The organism is Alcaligenes phenolicus (genome assembly GCF_032063905.1).
GTDB classification, from domain to species: Bacteria; Pseudomonadota; Gammaproteobacteria; order Burkholderiales; family Burkholderiaceae_B; genus Alcaligenes; species Alcaligenes phenolicus.
The window spans coordinates 305,098-330,705 of sequence record NZ_DAMBOE010000003.1 but is presented as its reverse complement, the minus strand read 5'-3'; the positions used below and the strand labels follow the sequence as shown (position 1 = coordinate 330,705).

The following is a 25,608-nucleotide window of genomic DNA, read 5'->3' as shown; positions in this document are numbered from 1 at the left end:
GTCACCGTCAGGCTTTGGGTTTCACATTCATCTGACCGGACATTTCCATGTGCAAGGCGTGGCAGAACCACTGGCAGTAGTACCAATGCACACCGGGGCGAGAGGCCGTGAAGGTGACCGAGCTGGTTTGCTGCGGTCCAATTTCCATGGCAACGCCGTAGCCGGACAAGGTAAAGCCGTGGGTCAAATCCTCGATCATCTCCATATTGGTGACGACGACGGTTACCTCATCGCCCTGATTGACCTCAAAGCTGGGCACGGAGAATACGGGTGCCACGGCGGTCATGTAGACCCGTACCTTGTTGCCAACCCGAATGACTTTGGACGCGCCTTCCAGGGTGACGCCGTCTTTTTCAGCCATTTTCCGTGCGCCATCCCACCATGGGTCGTCACGAGTCCAGACGCGCTTGGGTCGTACTTTGTCAGCTGCAACCAGCAGCATGTCGTGTGGTTCGGCAAAGCTTGGGCCATCGTGGACCAGCTTCATCACGTCGCCCGAAATGTCGATCAGCTGATCGTTTTCTGGCTTGAGCGGGCCTACGTTCAGGAAGCGGTCTTTGGAGAACTTGTTCAGCGACACCAGCCATTTACCATCGGCCTCTTTGGTCTCGCCCATGGTGGTGTGGTTGTGGCCGGGCTGGTAGTGCACGTCCAATTTCTGGATGATGGGGTCTACGTCCTTGCCCTGGTAGGCCTCAATGGCTTTGGCCATGTTCCACTTCACGATCTGGCTGTCGATAAACAGCGTGGTGTAGGCATTACCGCGGCCGTCATAGGCCGTGTGCAGTGGCCCCAGGCCCAGTTGAGGCTCTGCCACTACGCAGTCGCGTGGTTTGATCTTGTCGGCAAACAAGTCGTCCAGGCGGCGCACGTCAATCATGGTGACGGTGGGCGAGAGCTTGCCGTTAAAGACCACGTGGATGCCATCGGGGCTTGCATTGCAACCGTGCGGGGAGTTGGGCACAGGAATGTAGCGGGTGTAGCGCGAACCTTTGCGGCCATCCAGTACTTTGACGCCCTGCATCTCTTTGAAGTCGCCTTTCTTGACGCCGTCTTCAATGGCCTTCAGGTTGAACACCACGGCCCAGTCTTGCTCGTTGGCGCTCATCTCGCCGACGTCCAGCCCCTTTTCGGAGTTGTAGCAGGTGGAGAAGGCGTACTTGCCCTGGTAGTCGGCGTCGCAGTTGTCCAGGTTGCCATCCACGATCACCTGCCAGGCGATTTCCATGGTGTCGCCATCAATGGCGGTAAAGACTGAGAAGTAGTTCTCTTTGGGGTTGCCGAAGATGGTGCCGTTATTGGGCAGGGGAACGATGTGTTCGCCGTTGCAGAACACATAGCCGGTGCGGGGATAACGTTGGGGGCGCAGACCGTGGATGCCGTCGGCATTGGGGATCTCGATGATCTTGTCGCACTTCATGACATCGCAGCGTACGCGAGCCACGCGGTTATTAGCCTTGTCGTTGATGTAGATGAAGCGTCCGTCGTAAGTCCCGTCGGTAAAGGACATATGGGGGTGGTGAGCATCGCCGTTAGGCAGGATGCCGCCCAGGGAGTCAGCAAAGGCCAGGGTTTCAGGCGTCAGGTTGGCGCGCATGATCTGGCGGCTTTCGTTGGTAATGCCCCATCCCGTCGCGCTGCAGATGTTGAAAATCGGGATGCGCATCAGCTCGCGCATGGAGGGCAGGCCCATGATGCGGATTTCGCCGGACTGACCGCCGGAGTTGAAGGCGTAGTACTGGTCCAGTTCACCCGGCTCAATGTGGGCGTTTTGCCCGTCCGGTGCTTTTTTCGTATCGGCCAGGGCATTGCCAATATGGGTCGCGCTGACGACTGCGGCACCTGACAAGGCGGCGGTGCCCAGAAAGGCGCGGCGACTCAAGCCGTGTTTATCCTGTGTGTTCTCGGACATGGTGTGATCTTCCTTTTGTGTGATGACGTGACCGACTTGGCGCTGGGGCGCGCCCAGCCGTCTCACGGCGTGGCTGGCGTGGAATCGGTACTGTCTACGCTGCGTGGACGCACGGTAGGGCGGGCAGCAGCATCGTCTTGCAGCGAGCTGGCAACGGCGACGGGGGCCGGTTTATCTCGCTTGCGCTTGGCGATTTTTTGAATCAGGTGCGGGCATTTTTTCTCGTGGTGATACAGCATCTGGCAGTTCAGGCACTGGATGCACTCGTTGGGGTTGATCGGGCCTTCTGGCTCGATGGCTTGGACGGGGCAGTCGCTTGCACAGCGCTGACACGGGTTGCCACACATGGGGTAGCGACGCAGCCAGTCAAAGATGCGCAAGCGGGCAGGGATAGCCAGGGCAGCGCCCAGGGCACAGAGGTAGCGGCAGTAAAAGCGCTCGATAAACAGGCTGGCAATCAGCAGCAAGACCGCAAAGATGGTGAAGGGCCAGTCGCGGATGAACTTCAGGATAATGGCGGTCTTGAAGGGTTCGACTTCGGCCATCTTTTCCGCCACGGCCATGTCGTACAGGGCAAAGCCAAACAGCAGAATGAAGATCACGTATTTGATGGACACCAGGCGCTTATGGGCGCTGTAGGCTACCTTGATTTGCGGAATGCGCAGGAAGCGGGCCAGTTTGTTGGCCAGCTCTTGCAGCGCCCCAAAGGGACAGAGCCAGCCACAGAAGGCACCCCGGTTCCAGAAAATCAGGGAGATGGCGGTAGCGATCCACAGAATGAAGACCAGCGGATCCATCAGGAAGTACTCCCATCGGAAATCGGTGCGCAGTGCGTGGGAGAAAGTCAGTACGTTCACCACGGACAACTGGGCCGAGGCGTACCAGCCAATCCAGACCAGGGAGAACAGCAGAAAGCCGATGCGAAAGCGTTGGTAAAAGACCTCGTGCTTGGTCAGCGTGTCCTGAAAGAAGAAGACTCCACCCAAGGTCAGCAAGGACAGCAGCAGCACGGCAATCTGCACTTTCTTGCCCGCCCAGATTTGCTTGTACAAAGGCTCGCCGGCGGTTTCCAGGTCATCGTGCTCTGCGGCATCGGGGGCCGCTGCAACTGCTGCTGGAGGGGGCGCTGTCAAATAGGCATCAGGAAGCTGGTAATTCAGGTTCAGCGTGACAAAGGCTTTATCCTTGACGCTCAGCACGCGCTGGACCAGCAGTTGCAGCCGCCAGGGCTGGACCGGATCAAAGGTAGCGGTAGCCGGAATCTTGAACAGGGCGGCTTCTTTGAAGTCAGGGGCATTGGCGGCTTTTACGCCGGGCAGACGTTGGTGGTCCAGATCGGTGAAGTGAAAGCTATCCAGATCCTGGACGATCTCGATACGGTCAAAAATCCCGCCGCGTACATAGCCTGATCCCTTGAAGGAGTACAGCCCGTTCCCGACGACCAGCATGGCTTGCTGACCGGGTTTCAGTTCTTGCTGCAGGTACGTGTAGTCAGATTCGCCCAGCAGGCTTTTACCAATGCTGGGTACGCTGACCAGCGCGGCGTACAGATCAATAAAAGTGTCTTGTGGATCGCCTTCCTGCGGATGGGCGGCGGCTTCTGTACGGCCACTGTCGATGAAGGCCTGGTTGATGTCGGCCACGCTGACGTGCAGGCGTTGGATGGCACCGCTTTGGAGCAACTCATCCCAGCTGGCAATGGTTTGATTGCTGCTGTCTATGCTGCGTTTGACTGCCGCCGGTGCCGTGGCGGGGGCGGCAGGCTGGCCTATGCCTTCTTGCCGGGCCACCAGTTGGGAAGAGCGCATGATGCTGTCACCGACCACCATCAAGGTCACGGTGGCGCCACTGATAATGTCGACAGGTGGTGGTGCGCCGGGTTTGGGACGGTTCTTGATGTAATTCTGGCCCACATAGCCCTGAATGAAGGCTTCTACCCGCGATTCGGGGATGCCGATCAAGACAATGGGTTCATGGTGCTCCAGCAGCTTGGCAGCGACGATGCTGCCATCCATGCTCATGGCGACCAGGGTGTCGATGGGGAAGCTGGAGTAACCACGGGTGTTAACGATGTCGGTCGTCACATACACATACCCTAGCTGTTCCTGATCCTTAAAGACCTTGGCAACAGGTAAGGTGCCTGCGGGCTCGCTGGTGTGGGTGGCGGTGGGAAAGATCTCGTTAAGGGCAATGTCCGGCAAGAAATGGGCAATGCGCGAACTGGAGTGTGCCGGAGGACTGCTCAGACAGGCTGCCAGTACAAAAAGCAGGAGCCAGATAATACGGAACTGAACATGCCGGGCAACGCGATTGAGGGACGTCATTTCTTACCACCTGCAACAAGATTCTTGCGAGATGGTAGGGGTTACCCTTTGTTTACTCTTTGTGTCAGAGCAAGGACAGATTCTGACAAGAGTGGATGTGGGTCGGCGTCAGTCAGTCCTTGATCCGTGAGGAATGATGGCAGGCTTTGCTGGCCGGGCTTTAGATGAGGTTCAGCCTTGCTGACGCAAATAATTCAGGACCGCGTCGGCATCACCCTGAAAAATGATCCGTTCCGCTTTTTGTTCGCGTTGATAGGCGTACATGGGGTCGTAGTATTGCGTCAGCAAACCGCCGATCCACTCCCGGTGACCCTCCAGCGCGCCGCTGCGCTCCTGCTCCTGTAAGGCCTCGTCCATGATGGTGGCCAGTTGCTGGTAGCGTTGATGGCCCAGGCGCTTGGTAATGCGGGCCAGGCTTTGGCGCAGTTGTTCGGCAAAGAGGGCAAAGCCTGTTTGTGGCTCGTGTTGGGCTGTGTATTCCGCGTGCAGGTTCTGGACGTAATCGCGCACGATGCGCGTAATGCGGTTTTCCAGGCTATCTTCCAGCCAGATGATGGGCCACTGCTGCATCCCTCGGTACAGGCCCAGTGGCAGGCTGCAACGGCCTATGGTTTGGCTTTCATCTTCCAGGACGAAGTGCTGGTGCCCTTGGGCCGTTTTTTTGAGCATGGCGATCGATAGGCGATGCTCGAAGTCGATCTGGCTGGGCTGGCTGGTGGCGTGTTTGCCAAAGCTGGATCCACGATGATGCGCGTAGCCTTCCAGGTCCAGACTGTTATCAAGCTGCTGCAGGACATCGGTCTTGCCGGTGCCAGTCATGCCGCCCAGTACCTGAAAACGGGCGCTGCCGACGGTTTGTTCCAGATTGTTCAGCAAGAAGCCACGCATAGCCTTGTAGCCGCCCACTACGCGGGGATAGGGAATGTCTGCCTCTTCGCGCAGCCAGGTTTGTGTGATCTGGCTGCGCAGACCGCCTCGAAAGCAATACAGGTAGCCGTCGGGGTGGTCTTGCGTAAATTTCGCCCAGGCCTGCAGGCGAGCTTGCTTGAGCTGGCCACTGACCAGCTTGTTACCCAAGGCAATGGCGGCATCCTGGCCATGTTGCTTGTAGCAGATCCCCACCAGGTGACGCTCCTCGTCGTTCATCAGTGGCAGGTTCAATGCGCCGGGAAAGGCGCCTTTACTGAATTCGATGGGAGCGCGAGCGTCCATCAAAGGCACATCGTTCAGGAACAGCTCGCGGTAGTGGTGGGTATCAGGACGCATCAAGCGATTTCGACGGCGTGGGTTTTGGCGGGGATGAATTCCCCGATGGCTTCCAGGGTCAGGCCCAATTCCTGTGCTGTTGCCAGAAACTCGGCAGTGGCAGCAGGCTCCACGGCGATCAGCAAACCGCCGCTGGTTTGTGGGTCGCACAGAATGTTGATCTGATCCTGGCTGATAGGAGCGATGCGATGGCCGTAGCTGTCGAAGTTGCGTTGCGTGCCGCCGGGTACACAGCCTTCCTGCAGGTAGTATTCAATGCCGGGCAATAGGGGCACACGGTCCAGATTCAGACGGGCGGTCAGGCCGCTGCCATCTGCCATTTCGATCAGGTGGCCCAGCAGACCAAAGCCAGTCACATCGGTCATGGCTTGAACACCGGGAAGTTGTGCAAAGCGGCTGCCGGGTTTGTTGAGCGTGCACATCCAGTCGCGTGCCAGGTTTTGATCTTCAGGACGAAGCTTGGCTTTTTTCTCGGCCGTGGTCAGCACGCCAATACCCAGGGGTTTGGTCAGATAGAGCAGGCAGCCTTCGGTTGCGGTGTCGTTGCGTTTTAACTGGCCTTTATCAACTACGCCCGTTACAGCCAGCCCAAAAATGGGCTCGGGGGCATCAATGGAGTGACCACCGGCCAGGGTAATGCCAGCAGCATCGCAAGCCGCACGCCCACCACGCACGACCTCGCGGGCGACTTCAGGGGACAGGACATTGATGGGCCAGCCCAAAATGGCGATGGCCATGATCGGTTTACCACCCATGGCGTAGATATCGCTGATGGCGTTGGTCGCGGCAATGCGCCCAAAGTCATACGGATCGTCCACGATGGGCATGAAAAAGTCGGTGGTCGAGACGACGCCTGTTTCTTCATTCAAGCCGTACACAGCCGCATCATCACGTGATGTATTGCCTACCCACAGGTTCGGGTCCACGTTCTGGGCTCCGCTTCCCGCCAGGATAATGTCCAATACTTTGGGAGAAATCTTGCAGCCGCAACCGGCTCCGTGACTGTATTGGGTCAGACGAATGGCAGTATCCATGAGCGCGTACCAAGAAAGAGGTTGAAGATGAAATGATACTAAATTGCCTCAATGCCCTGCAGGCTTTTGCTACGGAAAGAGCAGGGGGCGAACACGCTGGACCAACTGGTCGGCGGCCACCCACTGTGCAAATTGCTCGCCCAGTCGCTGGCTTTGTTCGACGGAGTTTTGCCAGGCAACACGCCGTTCTGCGTCGGGTAGACGCTTGTAGTCGGAGCGATCGGGGATTTTGCGGTCTTTTAGACGCCGATAGAAACGTTCGGTCGGGCACAGCAAAATCAGATTGTCCAGGTTGTGACGGCGGCGAGCCTTTTGCCAACGGGGCAGGTATTTGTCGAACCAGCTGGCGCTGATCTTTTGAGTGAAATGGGGAAACAAGGTCAGGCCAGGACTGTCCAGATCCAGAGCGCAGAAGTTGTAGTCGACTAGACCCCCATCCCGGTATAGACCGGCAGGCCAGTTATGGGCGGCATTCACACCGTCAATCACGAGTGGAATAGCGGTGCTGGCGGCCAGGGTCTCGAACAAATTGTGCTGATCCAGTGCGGCGTAGCGAGCCAGGTCTTGATGTCTGCCGTGAATGGGCAAGGGGCTGCGGGTGTCGTGCACGATAACCCGCTCAAAGAACCAATGCGGGATAGCAGGGTGCACATAATTGCCGACCATGCAGCTGAGCAGGGCCGCGCCTAGCTGTTTGGGGTTGCGGGAACCCGCCCAGCCCTTGCTGCGTGCCACGGTAATGGCGAAGCGATAGCGTGGATGGTTCAGGATCGCAGCCTGTGAGTCGGCGTCCCCCAGCAAGGTTTTCAGCATGGTCTGGGTCGACCGGGTAATGTCCGCTACCGTGGATTTGGGCAGAAAGGGGCTGTGTATATAAAGCTGCGCAAAGTCCGCAAAGGCTTTGTGCGGATCGCGCTGGGCCGCACAGGCAAAACGCCAGGAAGCAATGGAGCTGCCAAACAGCCACAACGGCTCATCATGCGTGTTGAGCCAGTCGCCAAACAAATACTGATCCAGCCCGGTTAGCGCCAAAGCCTTGGGCCCACCCGCGCTGCCAATCAGTGTGCTGATGTCCTTGGCATGCAAACCATTGCTTTGAATATGACGATAAGCACGAGGCCCGGCGTAGATCGCGAGATCAGACTCGGTGGACGACAAGATCAGCTCCCGAATGTGGTGATTCTGTAGCCAGAAAGCTGGCCAACCAGGCTTTAGTCTAGCGCTGTTATGGCTGAAGGAAGAGCTTATCGGTCGGGTGAGGTAGACGAATGCAGTGAAGAAATAAAAATGGCCGGCTCTAGAGGCGCCGGCCATTTGAAGGGACTAAAGGCGTTTAGAAACGCAAGCCTACGCCCAGCCAGTAACGACGGCCATCTTCGACGTAGCTGTAGTCATCGTAGCGGATTTGTTTATCCAGGATGTTGTAGATACCGGCGTACAGGTCTACGTTCTTGTTCAGCTTGTAGGTGCCGCCCAGATCTACAAAGGTGTAGGACGGTGCACGTGTGGTCGAAGAAGACGCCGAGGTGACGGGCTCACTTTCCTTGCCACGGTAGTTCACGCGGGCCCATGTGCTGATCTTCTCGGTAGGACGCCAATCCAGGCTGACATTAGCCATGTGCTTGGGCATCTGGTTCAGAGGCTGACCTTCGTTAGGACCGCTCTTTTGCTTGGAGTGGGTGTAGGTGTAATTGGCTTTCAAGGTCCAGTCTTGAGCCAGATCCCAGCTGAAGTTGGTTTCAATACCACGGGTTACCGCCTTGTCCACGTTCTCGTAAGTAGTGGGGTCGGAACCAAACTGGTTAGGGCCGTCGGTACATTTGCTGGCCGGGCATGCAACGCGAGTGATCTTGTCCTTGAAATCGTTATTAAACAAAGTCACGCCAGCGGAGAAGCCCTCCAGACTGTCATACATGACGCCGAGTTCTTGCGACAGCGATTTTTCTGGCTTCAGGTCAGGGTTACCGTACATATTGCCACCACGGCTGACCTGGCCCCAACCAGGGATGGTTTGACGCAGGTCAGGTGCACGGAAGCCGGTGGATACACCGCCTTTGATAGTCCAGTTGTCTGTGGCAGACCACACGCCATAGATACGTGGACTGAAGTGCTTGCCAAAGTTCTCGTCGTGGTCGTAGCGAAGGCCGCCGGTCAGGGCGAAGCTGTTGGTCAGGCTCCACTCGTCTTCCATGAATAGCGACCATTGGGTGCGTTTGATACGGTTGATTCCAGTTGTGAGCTGGTTACCGGTTTCGTCGTTCAGTTTTTGATGCTGGTAGGAGGCACCCAGCGTCAGCAGATGTTCGCCCAGGGGGGCAACCCATGCAGTACGTGCATCGGTATTTTTGATGCGCATGTCACGCGACTTGTTGTTGAAGTCTTCCTGTTGCACGTAGGTGTCAGAGGTTGCAAATCCCCAGTTACCACTGTGAGTCAAAGAGACCTTTTCACCCCGGTAATCTGTCTCGGAACTGGCAGGGCAACCGGAGCGTCCGCAAGCCGTGCCGGGAGCAATTGGCTCAACGGTTTTGCCCAAAGTGGAATTGTATTTTTGACGCTTTGTGCTGCCTTCCAGAACAAAGCTGTGGTTTTCCGAAGGGGTCAGGCTCAGCTTGGCACCGACTTCAAAGGACTCACGTTTGCGATAACCGTTGTAGATATCGTCTTCTTTACGATTTGTTTGCTGACCATAGATCTGCAAGCCCAGCACGCCATCCTTGATCGGGCCGCCCAGCATGAAGTTACCTTGGAAGATGTCGCCCGAGCGGCTGTGCGATTGCAAGGTGCTATCCAGGCGAATGGAACCGCCCCATTCCTTGGGTACTTTGCGGGTAATGATGTTGATCACCCCGCCCATGGCGTCGGAGCCATACAGCGAGGACATGGGGCCGCGCACCACTTCGATACGTTCAATTTCGGACAGGGGAGGGGTCCAGCCGCCTTCCACACCGGAGGAGTCCGAATTGGTCCGTGTTTCGGTCGAGCTTTGGCGTTTGCCGTCGATCAGGATCAGTGTGTATTTGGAGCTCATGCCGCGAATGGTGATGTCGCGACGGTCACCACCGCCAGTCACAATGACGCCAGGCACATCTTGCAGAGCGTCGTAGGCATCACGGTAGAACTTGTTTTCCAGGTCTTCGCGGGTAATGACGGTAATCGACGCAGGAGCTTCTTTAATGTCTTGCTCAAAGCCTGAGGCGGTAACAACCACTGGGCTGAGTTGGACGGGTGTGCTTTCTTGAGCAACGGCACCACTAGCAGCAAAAGCGCCTGCCAGAACGAGCGGCAAGCGCTTTACGGTAAATAGAGATTTCATTGACGACTTCCAATTTGTGTCTGTTTTTAGCGTGTGCTGCGGTTGCGTTGCTCTTGGCGGCAGTATTTTCCTTACAGCGGAAATAATGATACCGATTCTCATTATCGGTTCAAGCGTGAAACCTTATAACTCGAATAGAAATGAGAGTAATTATTATGTTGGTTGTGAAAAAGCGACGTTATGGTGTGCCAGACCTCCAGACTTCGGAGCAAGCCCGGAGGTCGGCAAGATGCATTAGAAGCTGGCAGTCAATGTCGCGTAGTACTGACGACCAGGTTCGTTATAGGTGTTGGCACCTTGGCCGCTACCCGAGTCTTCGCGGTACAAGCGCTTGTCGAACAGGTTGTTCACGCCCAGACGGATATTGGTGGACTTGCTCACCTGGTAAGCGCCGCTCAGACCGAAGATGGCATACGAACCGCGTTCACGCAGACCATCGCCTTTCACTTCCGAGTTGTTGGACAGATTGTGTGAACGTGGCTTTTGCTTGCCATACAGCGTGGCAGTAGCCAGCAAGGACAGCTTGTCGTTGACGCGCCAGTCCAGCGTACTGTTCAGGGTGTAGCGGGGGATGACAGTCAAAGGCTGGTTCGTTTCCTTGGACTTGTTGGTGATCATGTAAGTCAGGTTGTTGCTCAGGCTCAGCGTGTCACCGTTCTCGCCCAGAATCGGGATAGTCAGGTTGCCTTCCAGACCACGGATCACGGCCTTGCCGGAGTTGACCCACTGGAAGGGACGTACCAGCGAGCCTCCAATGTTTACTGCATCTGGAATGGTCTGGTCGCCCATATCGGCCACGATCTTGTTGCTGTAGTCGTTCTGGAAGTAAGTCAGACCTGCTGCCCAGCCCGCGTTGTCGTAGGCCAGACCGATTTCCTTGTTGATGCTGCGCTCGGGCGACAGATTGTCGTTACCGAAGATGTAGCAAGGGCCGCTTACGCGTTGACCAGTTACCGGGTCGTACGGGCAACCGTTGCCCCGTGTTTGATACAGGTAGTTGGGGTTGGACTGATACAGGTTAGGTGCTTTGAAAGCGCGGGCGATACCGCCCTTCAGGGTGATGCTGTCGGTAATGAAGTAGGAGGCGTTCAGGCTGGGGCTCCAGTTGTCACCGAACTTGCTGTGATGGTCGAACCGCACTCCTGGTGTCACGGTCAAGGCGTCGGTCAGCTCGATATTGCCTTCCACATAGGCGGCTGTTGTACGGGCCTTGCTTTTGGAGTCCGTGTTTTTGTTGATGGTTTGGCCAGAGCGAGTGGCGTAGTCATCATCCAGGCTTTGATCGCGGTGCTCGAATCCGACCGTCATCAAGACGTGCTTGTTGGCGATCTGCAGGGGTGTGTTGTATTCGCCCGAGATGTTCAGGGAACGCAGTTCGGAAACAGAGCCGGCACCGGGGTTGGAGATGCTGCCCTCAACGGCACCGGCCAGGCCCTCATTCAAACGTGAGTTGGTCGTGCCTTCATATGCAAAGGTCAGGCGGGAGCGGCGGCCCTGGCCGTAGTCACCATAGTGGCTGAGCGAGCCGGCGCGACGATACATGATGTTCGTTTCAGCCCCATCTTCGGCAAGTGATGCAATGGTTTGCGTGCTGCGGCTAAACAGACGCTCTCCTGAGTAGATATTGCCTTGGCGGCTGAATGAGCCTTCCAGCTCCAGACGGTGGTCCCGGTTGATGTCCAGGCGCAGCAAGCCGTTAACGTCTTTATTGCGTACCCCCTCGCGGCCCGCAGGTGGCACGGTGGTTTCGTTCACCTCCATGCCGGAAGCCTGGGCGTTCAACGCGGGTTTGTCGGCATCTGTCTTGGCGATATTGCCGTAGACGCGGAAAGACAGCTTGTCGGCAATGGGGCCGGACAGGTTAAAGCCGGTACGACGTGTGGAGCCGTAGTCGCTGTCCTCAGGAATCAGACCGTAGGCGGTTACCGAGCCGGAGAAGGTATCGGTAGGCGCTTTTGTGATGATGTTCACGACACCACCGGCAGCACCGGAGCCATAGCGCGCAGCAGCCGGGCCGCGCAGCACTTCAATGCGTTCGATGGCGTTGACGGGCACCCAGTTGCTGTCGCCCCGTGTATTACGTTCACCGTCGCGCCCCATGCGAATGGAGTCGCGCGAACTGACAGGTTTACCGTCAATCAGGATCAAGGTGTTTTCAGGGCCCATGCCGCGCAAGTCGATCTGGCGGCTATTGCCGTAGGAACCGGATGGGCTGTTACCGGTCAGGTTCACGCCGGGCATGGTGCGGATCAGTTCGGACAGATCGTTGGCGGGAGGGCGTTTTTCAATATCCTCGGCAGTAATCGTGGACACGCCTGGAGCCTGTTTGACGGCTTCTTCTGCCGAAGGCAAGACGCGAATTTCTTCCAGCGAGGTGACCCCACCACGGACGTTGGAAGTTTGTGCCTGAGCACTGAAACTGGCTGCCAAAGCCGTGGCGAGCAGGCCCAATGCAAAGATCGGGCGGCGAGCCGGAGGCGCCAATAAGTTCATAATCACTTTCCTAGTAAACGATAAACAGAATGAGAATTGTTCGCGATCAGGATTGTGTTTAAAAATGTGACGCCTGTCGAGAAAGCTGACGAATGTGTGGTTTTTGAAACACGGACAGAGAAGAGGGGCATTGAAAATGATCTGGACAGGATTTGTTCTATAGGAAAAGTTATTGAGTTCTTCCATGAAAATCAGAGGAGGAAAATAGTCTGAACCTTGTAGATGGTCGTCTTGATGTATTCATTCAGCGCCGCAAATAAAACTTTTAGGACAATAATTTCTTTATTTGACACGATGGGTCATTTTTGATGAGAATGTGTCCTGAACAATTCAAACTTAAAAAGTTCAGGAGACATCCAATGAAAAAGATGCTTGGTTTGATGATGGCCGGGTGGGCGGCCTTGACGATGACGGCGGCTCCGGCACAAGCAACGACGTTCCCGGCACAGCCAGTACGTCTGATCGTGCCTTTTGGTGCAGGGGGGATCACCGACCTGGTGGCACGCCTCCTTGCCCAGCAGTTGGGTAAGGAGCTGGACCAGACCGTGATTGTTGAAAACAAGGCAGGAGCCGGGGGCATGATCGCCGCTCAGGCTGCACAAAATGCGAAAGCGGACGGTTACACCGTGTTCATGGGGACAGTAGGTACACAGGTGGTCAACCCTTTGATTCTTTCCAAAATCAACTACGACCCGCAGGCCTTTGTGCCCATCGGCATGGTGACGGGGTCTCCGTATGTTCTGGCGGTTCGTTCGGATTTGGGTACGGAGAACTATGCCCAACTGGTTGCCCATGCCCGTCAGGAGCCAGGGCTCCTTAACTTCGGATCGGCAGGGATAGGGAGTGCTCCGCACTTGGGGGTAGAGCTTTTCAAGTTGACCGAGAAACTTGATGTGCGACATATCCCTTTCAAGAGTGGAGGGGAGGCGGTCAGTGCCGTTGTGGGCCGTCATGCCGACATGGTGATGGATGCCATTCCCGTGATCATGCCGCAGGTGAAGGCAGGCAAGCTTCAGGCCCTGGTTCTGGCTGATAACCAACGCTCCCCCGCCGCTCCCGATGTGCCTTCCAGCGCAGAGCTGGGGGCTGCTGAGCTACGTATCAGCTCCTGGAACGTGTTGCTGGCCCCGCCGGGTACGCCACAGGAGGTTGTTGCGGTGTTGGAGACGGCATTGCAAAAGACACTGGCCAACCCGGAATTCAAAGCCCATCTGGAGCAGCAGGGTAGCCAGGTCTACACCGGCACCCAGGATGAGTATCAAAGCTTCATCGCGGCTGAGCGCAGCAAGTGGCAGCGTATTGTTCAGACCGCAGAAATCAGTCTTGAGTGAGGTAAAGACAATGAACCACGCCGCTCTGGAGCTTATCGACACGGTGCATACCGGCAATGGCTGGAAGGTACGACTGTTGTGCGGTTATTTGGGTATAGCGCTACAGCGGCGCAGCCTGTCTATTGTGGAGGGGGATCTGGATACCGAGGTGTTCCGGCAAATCAACCCCTGGGGACAGGTGCCGGTACTGCGAACCCGGGAAGGGCCCTGGCTGGCAGAGTCGGCCGCTATTTTGTGGTACCTGGCGCAGGGCACAGACTTTCTGCCCGCGGACCCGCTCGCGCAGGCTCAGGTGCTGCAGTGGCTGTCTTTTGAGCAGACTCAGCATATGACCAATCTTGCGCAGCCCAGACTGTGGGTGGCGTTGCGGGGGACGATGACGGTGGATGATCCTGCGGTGCTGGCGTGGCGCGAACAGGGCGATAAAGCTCTGGCCCAGATGGAGGTGCATTTGCAGTTGCATCGCTATTTCGTTGGGGGCAGGCCCAGCATCGCCGATGTGGCCTTGTTTCCCTATACCTGCATGGCGGAGCAGGGAGGGTACGACCTGCGCCCCTATCCATCGGTACGACATTGGCTCGAGCGTATGCAGACCCTGGCGGGCTATGTCCCGCTGCTGTGAGCAGGATATTAATTTACAAAAGGAGTTGTTATGAGTGACACCATGAGCTTGTCCAAGTCCGTGCTGATTGAACAGGCGCAAAGCCAGATGCAGGCCCTCTTCGAAATCCCTGAGCGCAGTGTTCCCGAGAAGCTCGCACTGACGTGCCGTATTCTTTTTGATGGCGGTCATGACTCTGGGTTGGCTGGCCAGATCACAGCACGCGGCGAACAGGAAGGCACGTATTTTACGCAGCAGCTGGGGCTTGGGTTTGATGAAATTACGTCGACCAACGTCTTGCTGGTAGATGAAGATTTAACGGTTTTGAAGGGATATGGGATGCCTAATCCAGCAAACCGTTTTCATTCCTGGGTGTATCGTGCCCGGCCGGATGTGAACTGCATCATTCATACACATCCCTTGCATGTGGCCGCCCTGTCCATGCTGGAGGTGCCGTTGAACGTATCCCATATGGACAATTGCCCTTTGTATGAGGACTGCGCGTTCCTGAAGGATTGGCCGGGTGTTCCTGTGGGCAATGAAGAGGGACAGATCATTTCTGAGGCCTTGGGTGACAAGCGCGCTATTCTTTTATCGCACCATGGAATGTTGGTGGCGGCGGCCTCAGTAGAAGAAGCCTGCGTATTGGCTTTGCAATTTGAGCGTACAGCGCGCATGCAACTGCTGGCGATGTCAGCCGGAACGATCCAGCCTATTGCGCCGGAACTGGGCCGGGAGGCACATGACTGGATTCTGAGGCCGCGCCGCTCCCAGATCGGCTTTGAATACTATGCCCGCAAAGCGCTGAAACGCCATACGGATGTTTTTGAGTAGAATAAGAGGCCGCTTTTTTATATGCGCCCCGAGCTTGACCTCGGGCGCTACACCTCTTGTCTAGCCCATGACCCATCTTCCCTTTCGCTTGCGCGCCCTGCGTCGCCAACATGGCTTGTCGCTGGAGCAGTTGGCCCAGCGCACCGGTTTGACTAAAAGTTATCTGTCCAAGCTGGAGCGGGCAGTCAGTGCGCCGTCCATCTCTACTGTGGTCAAGCTGGCCCAGGCTTATGGCATGGGGGTGTCGCAGTTGATTGGAGAGGGGGATCTGGATCAAGACGAAAGCGTGTGTGTCGTGCGTCGGCACGATCGTATGCCCTTGCCCAGCGTGGCAGGTCATAGCGCCTATCGTTACGAGAGCATGGCCGGGCGGCGGCGCTTTCGTTTAATGGACCCCTTTGTTATCTACCCTCCACACGAGCAACAGCTGCCAGCGCCAACTTTTCCGCATGGGGGAGAAGAGTTCTTGTTTGTGATCCAAGGGCAAGTGCAAGTCACCATTGCAGAGCACAGCATGACCTTGGAGACGGGTGATTCCGTGTATTTTGATTCGGAGCTACCCCACAGCGTGCTTAGCCTGGGGGATCAGCAGGCGCAGGTATTGGCGGTGACTTGCTCTGACTCGGGACCAACAGCAGGGCGTCCAACGTCTGATACGCCGGTTTAGTCAGTGAATACGTGCCTCTGGCATGTGTGTGGGGAGATTTTCTGCCAGCAAAGTGGCGGAAAGCAGCAGGAGTCGAACCTACCTGGGAACGTCTGACGCCCCCAACCGGGTTTGAAGCCCGGCCGTGCCACCGGGCACGGATGCTTTCCTTCAAGAGGCCCTATCATACGTTAGGGCTGATTACGCTTCAATGATCAGGGCGCTGCCTGCTCTGGCTCTTGCATGACGCTTCGGGTTCAATCCGCTGCCGCCCAGGCTTCACCCCGTAATACATGGCGATCACGTACACGTCGTGTATAGCCGACGCGATCAAAGAACTCCAGAATCTGAATGGCCCGTTTGCGGCCCAGTCCCGTTGCGTCCCGGAACTGCGCGGCGCTGACGCCTTGGCCGCTGTGCAGCTCCTTGACGATATTGGCTAGCACTGCGATTTGGCGACGGTGGTAGAACAGGTCATGCACGACCTGAAACAGCTCGCCTTGGCGCACCAGTCGGCGCAGTACGTTGCGGGTCTGCTCTTCTGGGGCTTCGGTTTCTTTGGCCAGATCACGTGTCCATGGAGGATCAAAGCGGCCTGCCTCGATCAGGGGCAGCAGGGCGGTGGCCAGCGCTTCATCTTCGGGGCTGAGGGTGACGCGGTGGCCTGGCGTATGCAGCCAGGCTCCTTGTCGCGCCAGCCGCTGTTCTGTCAGCAGATATTCGGTCAGGAGCTGCCAGATAGCGTCGGGCATGGTGGGGGCGGCCATGCGTCGCAAGCGGCTGATGGACAGGCCTGGCTCGTCCGGATTGCGCTCGTGGAACTGCAGCATCACGCTTTCTATGTGCTGACACAGTGCTTCCAGGCGTGCATCGCTCAACAAGATAGGCTGACTTTGTGGGCGAGATCCGGTGTGCCAGCGGGCATTGGCCGGAGCGCTCAAGCCTTGTTGAGATCCTCCCGACAGACGCAGCAGTGTTGCTTCGTCCAGACCGTAAGGTGCTTGGGCCAGCAGGCCCTCCAACGGTCCGCCGCGAGTCCATTGTGCCAAGGCATCCAGCCAGGCCAGGCGCGTTGCGGAGCGTCGTTTGCGGTCCGGTGCATTCGGGTCCAGCACAATCCCGCCGCCGACCGTTTCGCTGGCCTGGGCATTGCGCAAGATAAAGCGCTCGCCCGTCATGGTGCAGATCGGGCGGTCAAAGACCAACTGGACCTTGCCGGTCTGGCCGGGCTGCAAGGACTCGCCATCCAAAGGCACGGCATGGGCCGTCAGGTGAGCAGCCCCCATGTGGACATGCCAGGGCGACCAGGTACGTAGGGCGGGAATATCTTTGTCCAGCAGGCTCAACTCCACGTCGATACGTGTGGAGGGGATGAAGCAGCGGGCATCGGCCAGCCAGTCGCCACGCTCGATATCCTGTACATCAATTCCGCCCAGGTTCAGGGCACAACGCTGACCGGCAAGGGCCTGGCGTGATGCCTGATTCTGGGCGTGAATGCTGCGCACTCGTACGGGTGTACCGCGTGGCATCAGGCGCAAGTCCATCGCCGGGCCATCCAGATCCAGCACGCCATCGTGCACTGTGCCGGTCACGACGGTGCCGTGACCTTGCAAGGTGAAGACACGGTCAATGGCCAGGCGGAAATAGCCCTTGCCATCCTGTTTGGTGGATTGCATGGCCTGTGCATGCAGATGCTGGCGCAGTGCTTCCAGGCCGGGTTTGTCGTCGGACAGGGCATCAATAACGAAGATGGGGGCATTGTCCAGAAAGCTTCCCTGGACAAGTGCTTGCAGCTCGGCTTTGACGGATTCAATTCTGGCAGCATCAGCGCGATCCGCCTTGCTCAGGACGATGGCACCCGCCTGCAAACCCAGCAATTGCAGCACGGCCAGATGCTCTCGGGTTTGCGGCATGACACCGTCATCTGCAGCCACGATCAGCAAACCAAAATCAATGCCGGTTGCTCCTGCGACCATGGTATGTACCAGACGTTCGTGGCCGGGCACATCAATAAATCCCAGAATCTGGCCATCAGGCAAAGGCGTATAGGCATAGCCCAGCTGGATGGAGATACCGCGTTTTTTTTCTTCTTCCAGACGGTCGGTATCCACACCCGTCAAGGCGCGGATCAAGGTGGTTTTGCCGTGATCGATATGTCCTGCAGTACCAACAATCATGCTTGCTCGGGAATCAGTTGTGCGCTGAAGGCGGCCTCAAAGGGTTCTTCCAGACAGCGCAGGTCCAGCCAAAAGGCATCTTGCGCAATGCGCCCGATGACGGGCTGGGGCAAAGTGCGCAGGCGTTTTTCCAGTTGAGTCAGATGGCGACCCGGACGGCCTGTGCCTTGGTAGGCAAAGCGCAGTCCAAAGCTGGGCAGCACGTCTTCGGGCAAAGCACCGCTGCCAATCTGGCTCAGCATGGCAGTGGGTTCGACTGCAAATTGTGTCCCTACCCATTGCTGCAAGACAGGGGCCAAACGTAGTGCTTGGGCACGCATTTCAGCCGAAGGTCGAGTCAGCAGACGCAGGGTGGTCAGGTGCTCGGGCAGGCGCTCTGGCGAACGGTACAAGGCCAGCACAGGTTCCAGTGCCGCCAAGGTGATTTTGCCCACGCGCAGAGCACGTTTGAGCGGGTTTTTCTTGATCTTGGCGATCAGGTCTGCCCGGCCTACGATCAGACCGGCCTGGGGGCCACCCAGCAGCTTGTCGCCGCTGAAAGTCACGATATCGGCACCGGCTTCGATGGTCTCGCGCACGGTGGGCTCGGGCGGCAGGCCCCACTGGCTCAGGTCCACCAAGGTGCCGCTGCCCAGATCCACGCTGGTGGGCAGGCCGTGCTTCCTGGCGATCTGTGCAACCTCTTCGACTGCAACGCTTTTGGTGAAGCCTTTGACGGCGTAGTTGCTGCAATGCACCTTCATCAACATGGCGCTGCGCTCGCTGATGGCGTTTTCGTAGTCAGCCGCGTGGGTACGGTTGGTGGTGCCCACCTCATGCAGACGAGCACCGGCACGCTTCATGATGTCGGGGATACGGAAGGCGCCGCCAATTTCAACCAGTTCGCCGCGCGACACCACCGTTTCGCGCCGGGGGCTCAGGGTGCTGAGCATCAGCAGCACGGCGGCGGCATTATTGTTCACGACTGTGGCGGCTTCAGCGCCGGTCAGTTCGCAGAGCAAGGGGTTGATCAGGTCATCGCGGTCGCCTCGGCCGCCGGTTTCCAGATCAAACTCCAGATTGGCGGGCGAGCGCATGGCCTGGACAACAGCCTGTATGGCTTCATCCGGCAGCATTGCACGCCCAAGATTGGTGTGCAGCACGGTGCCGGTCAGATTGAAGACCGGGCGTAGCTGCAAGCGGGATTCTTCCTGCAGTTGTGCTTGCAGTGCTTTGGCAAGCTGAGCGGGCTCCAGATCCTGAGGGCTTAGTGTTCCCTTCAACACGGCCTCCCGCAGTGCCTGCAAATGGGCACGAGTGCGTTGACTCAGGCGTGTGTGACCGAACTGGCTTAGCAAGGGCTGGAACTCTGGCGAGCGCAGCAAGCGATCCAGGGAAGGGATGTGGGCGGGGGAGAGTTCAGGCGTAGGGCTCATCATTCAAAGGCAGGCGTTTGAGTCTATGGGCAAGGTCCGTCAGCTACGCCTTGTGCTCGGGGCAACAAGGCGTAGGGGAATCTTAGCTTAAGACTGGTGCCAAAGAAGCGGATTGCCGCTGGCGCGGGAATAGCCTTCTTCGCCCATCAGAACGTCCAGAGCCAGACTGGCCAGGTCGTCTGCAACTGGATCAAGACCCAGCTGCTTTTCCTGATAGAAGATTTTGCGGTAGGTGTGGCAGTTGTCGCAGGACTCGGCCTTGATCCCTTCCGGGCCATCTTCAATGGCGTGATACGCCACGCTTTTGGTGCTCTCGCAGTGCGAGCAGGTCACGCGCACCAGATGCCATTCCACGCTGCAACGCGGGCAGCACATGTAGCGGCAACCATCTTCACGACCACCGACACGTACCACGCTGGATACGGGCAGGCTGCCGCAGGATGGGCATACGCCAAAGGGGCTGGTCACAGACAATTGGCCTTCGGTCAGCGAGCAGGCCAGATGTGTCCAGTAGACCTGCAAGGCGGCCATGACAAAAGGTGCCGCGGCACCGTCTTGTTCAGGCAATTGCTCGGCCAGAATGGCGTCAGCCAGATCTTCCAGTTGTTGTGGGTCAGACTCGGCTTTCTTTAGCAGGCCCTGACAGACTTCTTGGGCGGCTGCAGGCACGTCCGAAGTGTTGATCATGTGATTGAGCAGGCTGCTCAAAATGCTGAGCCACTGTGGATCGCGCTTCCAGCCCGATGCCAGCAAGGGTGGCATACCGTGTCTTTGTGCTGTTTCCAGCACCTCAGCGGGCAGTTCGGCCGGGGGCAGGGCATTGAGTTGTTTGTGCTGTCCATCAACCAGATGTGCCAGCAAGAGCAGGTAGGCACCAACGGGATTGTCGGCAGCCAACTGACGCAGACGTGCTGCCCGGTCAGCAAAGACGCTGGCTCGCACAGGCAGGCGCAGTCGGGGGATGGAGGTGTGGTCCAGACTTTCGATTTCGCCGCGCGGAAGGATGCGTTGCAAGACAGACTCCTGAAAACAAGGCTGCCATGCCCGAAATGGTGCATGGCAGCCGGGTTGCTTATGTACCAGAGCCCCGCTTATTCGGCAGGACGGCTGGGACCTTTTTCCATTTCTTCACGGAACCAGGCGCGGTGGTGCTTCCAGGCCCAGGCACGGGTAACCGTACCGCGGGTCATGGCTTTGACCGAACCCTTTACCCAGATACCGGCGTAGATGTGCACGATAATCGCGCAAATCATCAGCAGGGCGCAGACCGCGTGCAGCACGGAGGCCAGGCGGATAGCCCAGATGGGGAAGAAGGCGGAAAAGTATTCGCGCCACATCACCACACCGGTTGCCAGCAGGCCGATCATGAAAATGACCAGAGCAAAAAACAGGATCTTTTGCCCGGCGTTATAGCGGCCTACTTCCGGAATGCGCTCGTCCTTGGCATTGAGCACGTCCTTGAAGTGACGCAGCCAGGCGGCGTCACCCTTGGAGAACATATTGTGCCGTACCATGCGAGCCGCAAACAGGAAAAAGCACACAAACATCACCACACCAATAAATGGGTGAAGAATGCGTGTCCACGGACCGCCGCCAAACAGGTTGGTCAGCCAGAACATCGACGGATGAAACAGCGCCAGCCCGGACAAGGCCAGCAGCACAAAGCTCATGGCAATGATCCAGTGATTAATGCGCTGACTGGTGGTGTAGCGCTGAATCAAGCCCTTGCGGTTGTGATCAGTCATGGTGAGCCTCCTGGATCTTGCGTGCGTCCTCGTCGGCGCGGCGCTCGTCTTCCTCGTCGGTCTCGTTAGGACCGGTTCGGATGTAGTGGAAGAAACCAATCAGGGCGGTCAGTGCCATGGCAGCAACCCCCAGCGGCTTGGCCACTCCCTTCCAGAGCGAGACCATCGGACTGATTTGCGGGTCCTTGGGCAGGTCGCTGTACAGCTCGGGTTTGTCGGCGTGGTGCAGCACGTACATGACGTGGGTGCCACCCACTCCAGCCGGGTCGTACAAACCTGCGTTTTCAAAGCCGCGCGATTTCAGGTCTTCGATACGCTCTGCAGCGTGGTGCTGCATGTCTTCCTTCGTACCAAACACGATCGCGCCGGTAGGACAGGTCTTGGCACAGGCCGGTTCCTGTCCGACCGCCACACGGTCCGAACACAAGGTGCACTTGTAGGCTTTCTTGTCCTTTTCCGAAATGCGAGGCACATCGAAAGGACAGCCGGTAACGCAGTAGCCGCAGCCAATGCAGTTTTCCTCGTGGAAATCCACAATGCCGTTGGTGTACTGCACGATGGCGCCTGGCGAGGGACAGGCCTTCAGGCAGCCCGGATCCTCGCAGTGCATGCAGCCGTCTTTGCGAATCAGCCATTCCAGATCGCCAGCGGGGTTTTCATACTCCGCAAAACGCATGATGGTCCAGGACTTGTCGGTCAGGTCGGCCGGGTTGTCATACACCCCGACGTTGTGACCGATTTCGTCGCGCGTATCGTTCCATTCCATGCAGGCGACCTGACAGGCCTTACAGCCAATGCACTTACTGGTGTCGATCAGCTTGGCCACTTCCCCGCCCACGGGCTCGCGCACGCTGGGCGATGGGGTGGTGGTTGCGGAGCGCCGTTTGATATCAAGTGATTGCAAGGCCATGGCTTACTCCTTAACCTTTTCAAGTTGAACCAGGAAGGCCTTGGTCTCCGGCGTTTGCGAGTTGCCATCGCCTACCGGCGGGGTCAGCGCATTGATCAGGAAACCAGGTCGGGCCAGACCCACAAAACCCCAGTGCAGCGGGATCCCCACTTGGTGGACAACCTTCCCATCCACGTTCAGGGCCTTGATGCGCTTGGTCACCACCGCTACGGCCTTGATGTAGCCACGGTTGGAAGACACCTTGACGCGGTCACCTTGCACAATGCCCACTTCCTTGGCCAGCTCCTCGCCAATTTCCACAAACTGTTCGGGCTGCACGATGGCGTTCAGCTTCACGTGCTTGGTCCAGTAGTGGAAGTGCTCGGTCAGGCGGTAGGTAGTACCCACGTAGGGGAACTTGTCTACCGTACCCATGGCCGCCAGGTCGTCCTTGAAGATACGCGCTGCCGGGTTGGTCATGGCACGTGGCTCGTCAGGACTGAGCGGGTTGTAACTGAGCGGGCTTTCAAAAGGCTCGTAGTGCTCGGGGAAGGGGCCTTCTGCCATGCCTTTACGGGCAAAGAAGCGGGCGACACCTTCGGGGTTCATGATGAACGGGCCCATGCCATCAGCCGGATTTTCATCGGCCTTGTAGTCAGGGATATCCGCACCACCCCAGCGCTTGCCATCCCAGTGAACCAGGCTGCGGCGTGGGTCAAAGGGTTTGCCGGTCAGGTCACAGGAAGCACGGTTGTAGAGCACGCGGCGGTTTGCTGGCCAGGCCCAGGCCCAGTTCAGCGTCTGGCCGATTCCGGTTGGATCGCTATTGTCGCGGCGAGCCATCAGGTTGCCTTGCTGCGTCCAGGCACCGGCATAGATCCAGCAACCACTCAGCGTGGTGCCGTCGTCGCGCAATTCGGCAAAGCCATCCAACTGCTCGCCTGCCTTACGCGTGATCTTGCTTGGATCTTTGGGATCATGCAGATCCACCAGTGCGCGGCCCGAGTATTCCTTGGCCAGTTCAGCGGCGGTTGGATCATCCGGGTTGGAGTACGGCCAGGACAGATTCAGGATCGGATCAGGGAAGGCACCGCCTTCTTTCTGGTACAGCGAGCGAATGCGCGTGAACAGCGTACTCATGATCTCAATGTCGCTCTTGGCCTCGCCCGGAGGGTTGGCGGCCTTCCAGTGCCATTGCAACCAGCGGCCCGAGTTCACCAGTGCGCCTTCTTCCTCGGCGAAACAGGTGGTGGGCAGACGGAAGACTTCGGTCTGGATGGAAGCGGAATCGACATCATTGTGCTCGCCATAGTTCTTCCAGAACTCTGACGTTTCCGTGACCAGCGGGTCCATGATGACCATGTACTTGAGCTTGGAGAAACCACGCAGCAGCTTGGCCTTGTACGGTGCCGCCGCCAGGGGGTTGAAGCCCTGACAGATGTAGCCCGTCATCTTGCCTTCGTCCATCAGCTCGAACACTTGCAGCATGTCGTAGAGCTTGTCCAGCTTGGGCAGATAGTCGTAGGCCCAGTTGTTCTCGGCCTGGGCGGCATCACCAAACCAGGCTTTCATCAGGCTGACGTGGAACTTCTTGTAGTTGCGCCAGTAGCTTAGCTGGTTGGGGCGTAGCGGCTGTTGGGCACGTGCGCCGATGTAGCCGTCAAACTCTTTCTCGGCCTGGTTGGGCAAAGTCAGATAGCCGGGCAGCAGGTTGGACATCAAACCCAGGTCAGTCAGACCCTGAATGTTGGAGTGTCCGCGCAGCGCGTTCATGCCACCGCCGGCAATACCAATATTGCCCAGCAGCAGCTGGACCATGGCGCCGGTACGGATGATCTGCGAACCAATACTGTGTTGCGTCCAGCCCAGTGCATACAGAATGGTGCCAGCGCGACCCGGTTCAGCGGTCGAGGCCAGCATTTCACAGACTTTCAGGAACTTGTCCTTGGGCGTGCCACAGACGCGTTCCACCATCTCGGGCGTGTAGCGCTCGTAGTGCTTGCGCAGCAGTTGGTAGACCGAGCGTGGGTGTTGCAAGGTGGGGTCCGTCTTGACGTAGCCGTCCTCGCCCAGCTCGTAGTCCCAGGAGGACTTGTCGTAGCTGCGTTTTTCTTCGTTGTAGCCCGAATACAGCCCCTGCTCGAAGTCAAAGTCTTCGCGCACGATAAAGGGCATATCGGTGTAGTTGCGCACGTATTCGTGCTGGATCTTGTCGTTATCCAGCAGGTATTTGATGACGCCACCCAGGAAGGTGATGTCGGTACCGGTACGTATAGGCGCGTAAAAGTCCGCTACGGATGCCGAACGCGTAAAGCGTGGATCCACAACGATCAGTTTTGCATTGTTGTGTGCTTTGGCCTCGGTCACCCATTTGAAACCACAGGGGTGCGCCTCGGCTGCGTTGCCGCCCATAATCAGCACAATATCCGCGTTCTTGATGTCGACCCAATGGTTCGTCATCGCTCCACGGCCAAACGTCGGGGCAAGACCTGCCACCGTCGGGCCGTGTCAGACACGTGCTTGGTTATCGAACGCCAGTACACCCATGCTGCGGATGACTTTATGGGTGACATAGCCCACTTCGTTACTACTTGCCGAAGCAGCCAGCATGCCGGTGGTCAGCCAACGGTTGACGACGGTGCCGTCTTCAGCGGTGGTCTGGAAGTTGGCGTCGCGGTCTTCTTTCATCAGCTTGGCAATACGCGTGAAAGCGTCTTCCCAGGAGATGCGTTCCCACTTGTCCGAGCCAGCGGCACGGTATTCAGGGTATTTGAGTCGGTTGGGGCTCTTGATGAAATCCACCAAGCCTGCGCCCTTGGGACAGAGTGTGCCACGGTTCACGGGGTGGTCGGCATCGCCTTCAATGTGAACCACGCTGGGCTCGGCATTCATGGCGCCGTCACCACGGGAGTACAGCAGCACTCCACAGGCTACAGAACAGTAAGGACAGGTATTTCGCGTCTCTGTCATGCGGGTCAGTTTGTACTGCCTGACTTCCGCCATGGCGGGGGTGGGCGCAGCGCCCAGCAAGACCATGCTGGAACTGGCCAGCGAGGCCCCCGTCACTTTGAAGAACTGACGCCGATTCATGTTCACCATGCGGCTCTCCAATAGGATTGTGTTTTCGTGTTTGAAATCGTCAGGGGAGGCGCCTTGTGAGCTCTGCCCCTGTTTTATAGTTGAACAGTATAAGCGTTGAACTTATGGGCTACTGCCAAGAGGGCGTGTCTAATTGATCAAGGACAATCTTGATTCTATTGAGGTTTTCACGCCGGAGCCGCAAGTGTAGTCGGTGATGCGGGTATTCACCTACTGTTTGCAAGGGATTTTTTCAATTTAGCGGGCTTGTTTGAAGAATTCGATCTGAAAGCTGCCGGGCAGTTCGAACTCGACGTGATGCAAGACCTGGGGTTCACAGAGTATTCATGCCTTAGCTGTAGTCGCAGATATGAATGTAAATATGCCCAATGCTGTGTTTTGAAGGCGTGCCTCTGACATGTTCAGGGCCTTTTTTATGGTCTGTTTGGATGTGTGTCTTGATCAGGATCAGTCGATAGGGCGGTCAGGGTGCTCTTTCAGAATTATCTGACAGACCGGGGTGGCACGGGTCGGTAAGTTCAGGGTT

General features: G+C 57.5%; 17 protein-coding genes and 1 tRNA gene. 4 read left to right on the top strand and 14 right to left on the bottom strand.

Going from position 1 to position 25,608, the window contains the following annotated elements:
- Positions 1-7: 7 nt before the first annotated feature.
- The 7 genes from nosZ to U2949_RS07985 form a co-directional block, all read right to left on the bottom strand.
- Positions 8-1,912: a TAT-dependent nitrous-oxide reductase gene (nosZ, locus tag U2949_RS08015; RefSeq protein WP_321287065.1), complete on the bottom strand. Its 1,905-nt coding sequence runs from the start codon at positions 1,910-1,912 to the stop codon at positions 8-10.
- A gap of 62 nt (positions 1,913-1,974) precedes the next feature.
- Positions 1,975-4,236 (bottom strand): NosR/NirI family protein, encoded by a 2,262-nt coding sequence (locus U2949_RS08010; protein WP_257722969.1) that lies wholly within the window; start codon positions 4,234-4,236, stop codon positions 1,975-1,977.
- 171 nt (positions 4,237-4,407) lie between these two features.
- Positions 4,408-5,502 carry a tRNA 2-selenouridine(34) synthase MnmH gene (gene mnmH / locus U2949_RS08005; protein ID WP_257722970.1) on the bottom strand — a complete coding sequence of 365 codons (1,095 nt, stop codon included), beginning with the start codon at positions 5,500-5,502 and terminating at the stop codon, positions 4,408-4,410.
- Complete coding sequence (gene selD, locus U2949_RS08000; RefSeq protein WP_321287063.1) at positions 5,502-6,536, bottom strand: selenide, water dikinase SelD; 1,035 nt, start codon at positions 6,534-6,536, stop codon at positions 5,502-5,504. Before selD ends, mnmH begins: the two co-directional genes overlap by 1 nt.
- A 69-nt stretch (positions 6,537-6,605) precedes the next feature.
- Positions 6,606-7,694 carry a hypothetical protein gene (locus U2949_RS07995; RefSeq protein ID WP_257722972.1) on the bottom strand — a complete coding sequence of 363 codons (1,089 nt, stop codon included), beginning with the start codon at positions 7,692-7,694 and terminating at the stop codon, positions 6,606-6,608.
- A gap of 175 nt (positions 7,695-7,869) precedes the next feature.
- Positions 7,870-9,852, bottom strand: a complete 1,983-nt coding sequence (locus tag U2949_RS07990; protein ID WP_321287060.1) for a ligand-gated channel protein — start codon at positions 9,850-9,852, stop codon at positions 7,870-7,872.
- A gap of 234 nt (positions 9,853-10,086) precedes the next feature.
- Positions 10,087-12,345, bottom strand: coding sequence for a FepA family TonB-dependent siderophore receptor (locus U2949_RS07985; protein ID WP_051316288.1), 2,259 nt, complete (start codon positions 12,343-12,345; stop codon positions 10,087-10,089).
- Between the two features lie 359 nt (positions 12,346-12,704).
- Here U2949_RS07985 and U2949_RS07980 point away from each other — a divergent pair, with 359 nt between their 5' ends.
- From U2949_RS07980 to U2949_RS07965, 4 genes are all read left to right on the top strand, one after another.
- The gene (locus U2949_RS07980) at positions 12,705-13,676 is read left to right on the top strand and encodes a Bug family tripartite tricarboxylate transporter substrate binding protein (RefSeq protein ID WP_321287059.1); all 972 of its coding nucleotides are present in this window, start codon (positions 12,705-12,707) and stop codon (positions 13,674-13,676) included.
- Positions 13,677-13,686: 10 nt separating this feature from the next.
- Complete coding sequence (locus U2949_RS07975; RefSeq protein WP_321287057.1) at positions 13,687-14,298, top strand: glutathione S-transferase family protein; 612 nt, start codon at positions 13,687-13,689, stop codon at positions 14,296-14,298.
- A gap of 30 nt (positions 14,299-14,328) precedes the next feature.
- Positions 14,329-15,111 (top strand): aldolase, encoded by a 783-nt coding sequence (locus tag U2949_RS07970; RefSeq protein ID WP_321287056.1) that lies wholly within the window; start codon positions 14,329-14,331, stop codon positions 15,109-15,111.
- A 67-nt stretch (positions 15,112-15,178) separates the two neighbouring features.
- The gene (locus U2949_RS07965) at positions 15,179-15,778 is read left to right on the top strand and encodes a helix-turn-helix domain-containing protein (RefSeq protein WP_321287054.1); all 600 of its coding nucleotides are present in this window, start codon (positions 15,179-15,181) and stop codon (positions 15,776-15,778) included.
- A gap of 53 nt (positions 15,779-15,831) precedes the next feature.
- On the opposite strand, the gene U2949_RS07960 is transcribed toward U2949_RS07965, so the two are convergent.
- From U2949_RS07960 to fdnG, 7 genes are all read right to left on the bottom strand, one after another.
- Positions 15,832-15,927 (bottom strand) — tRNA-Sec (locus U2949_RS07960).
- A gap of 87 nt (positions 15,928-16,014) precedes the next feature.
- Positions 16,015-17,934: a selenocysteine-specific translation elongation factor gene (gene selB, locus U2949_RS07955; protein ID WP_257722977.1), complete on the bottom strand. Its 1,920-nt coding sequence runs from the start codon at positions 17,932-17,934 to the stop codon at positions 16,015-16,017.
- Positions 17,931-19,349, bottom strand: coding sequence for an L-seryl-tRNA(Sec) selenium transferase (selA, locus tag U2949_RS07950; RefSeq protein WP_257723032.1), 1,419 nt, complete (start codon positions 19,347-19,349; stop codon positions 17,931-17,933). Before selA ends, selB begins: the two co-directional genes overlap by 4 nt.
- Before the next feature lie 87 nt (positions 19,350-19,436).
- Complete coding sequence (gene fdhE / locus U2949_RS07945) at positions 19,437-20,363, bottom strand: formate dehydrogenase accessory protein FdhE (protein ID WP_321287051.1); 927 nt, start codon at positions 20,361-20,363, stop codon at positions 19,437-19,439.
- 77 nt (positions 20,364-20,440) lie between these two features.
- Positions 20,441-21,094, bottom strand: a complete 654-nt coding sequence (locus U2949_RS07940) for a formate dehydrogenase subunit gamma (RefSeq protein WP_009463457.1) — start codon at positions 21,092-21,094, stop codon at positions 20,441-20,443.
- Positions 21,087-22,004, bottom strand: a complete 918-nt coding sequence (gene fdxH / locus U2949_RS07935; protein WP_021447214.1) for a formate dehydrogenase subunit beta — start codon at positions 22,002-22,004, stop codon at positions 21,087-21,089. Before fdxH ends, U2949_RS07940 begins: the two co-directional genes overlap by 8 nt.
- A 3-nt stretch (positions 22,005-22,007) precedes the next feature.
- Positions 22,008-25,082: a formate dehydrogenase-N subunit alpha gene (fdnG, locus tag U2949_RS07930; protein WP_321287049.1), complete on the bottom strand. Its 3,075-nt coding sequence runs from the start codon at positions 25,080-25,082 to the stop codon at positions 22,008-22,010.
- Positions 25,083-25,608 lie beyond the last annotated feature (526 nt).

What these genes read in the sequence shown, in the direction of transcription:
- U2949_RS07970 (WP_321287056.1), top strand. Translation starts at nt 14,329, where the DNA reads ATGAGTGACACCATGAGCTTGTCCAAGTCCGTGCTGATTGAACAGGCG.
- fdxH (WP_021447214.1), bottom strand. Translation starts at nt 22,004, where the DNA reads ATGGCCTTGCAATCACTTGATATCAAACGGCGCTCCGCAACCACCACC.
- U2949_RS08010 (WP_257722969.1), bottom strand. Translation starts at nt 4,236, where the DNA reads ATGACGTCCCTCAATCGCGTTGCCCGGCATGTTCAGTTCCGTATTATC.
- U2949_RS07985 (WP_051316288.1), bottom strand. Translation starts at nt 12,345, where the DNA reads ATGAACTTATTGGCGCCTCCGGCTCGCCGCCCGATCTTTGCATTGGGC.
- U2949_RS07975 (WP_321287057.1), top strand. Translation starts at nt 13,687, where the DNA reads ATGAACCACGCCGCTCTGGAGCTTATCGACACGGTGCATACCGGCAAT.
- U2949_RS07990 (WP_321287060.1), bottom strand. Translation starts at nt 9,852, where the DNA reads ATGAAATCTCTATTTACCGTAAAGCGCTTGCCGCTCGTTCTGGCAGGC.
- U2949_RS07965 (WP_321287054.1), top strand. Translation starts at nt 15,179, where the DNA reads ATGACCCATCTTCCCTTTCGCTTGCGCGCCCTGCGTCGCCAACATGGC.
- U2949_RS07940 (WP_009463457.1), bottom strand. Translation starts at nt 21,094, where the DNA reads ATGACTGATCACAACCGCAAGGGCTTGATTCAGCGCTACACCACCAGT.
- selB (WP_257722977.1), bottom strand. Translation starts at nt 17,934, where the DNA reads ATGATTGTTGGTACTGCAGGACATATCGATCACGGCAAAACCACCTTG.
- nosZ (WP_321287065.1), bottom strand. Translation starts at nt 1,912, where the DNA reads ATGTCCGAGAACACACAGGATAAACACGGCTTGAGTCGCCGCGCCTTT.
- selD (WP_321287063.1), bottom strand. Translation starts at nt 6,536, where the DNA reads ATGGATACTGCCATTCGTCTGACCCAATACAGTCACGGAGCCGGTTGC.
- mnmH (WP_257722970.1), bottom strand. Translation starts at nt 5,502, where the DNA reads ATGCGTCCTGATACCCACCACTACCGCGAGCTGTTCCTGAACGATGTG.
- selA (WP_257723032.1), bottom strand. Translation starts at nt 19,349, where the DNA reads ATGAGCCCTACGCCTGAACTCTCCCCCGCCCACATCCCTTCCCTGGAT.
- U2949_RS07980 (WP_321287059.1), top strand. Translation starts at nt 12,705, where the DNA reads ATGAAAAAGATGCTTGGTTTGATGATGGCCGGGTGGGCGGCCTTGACG.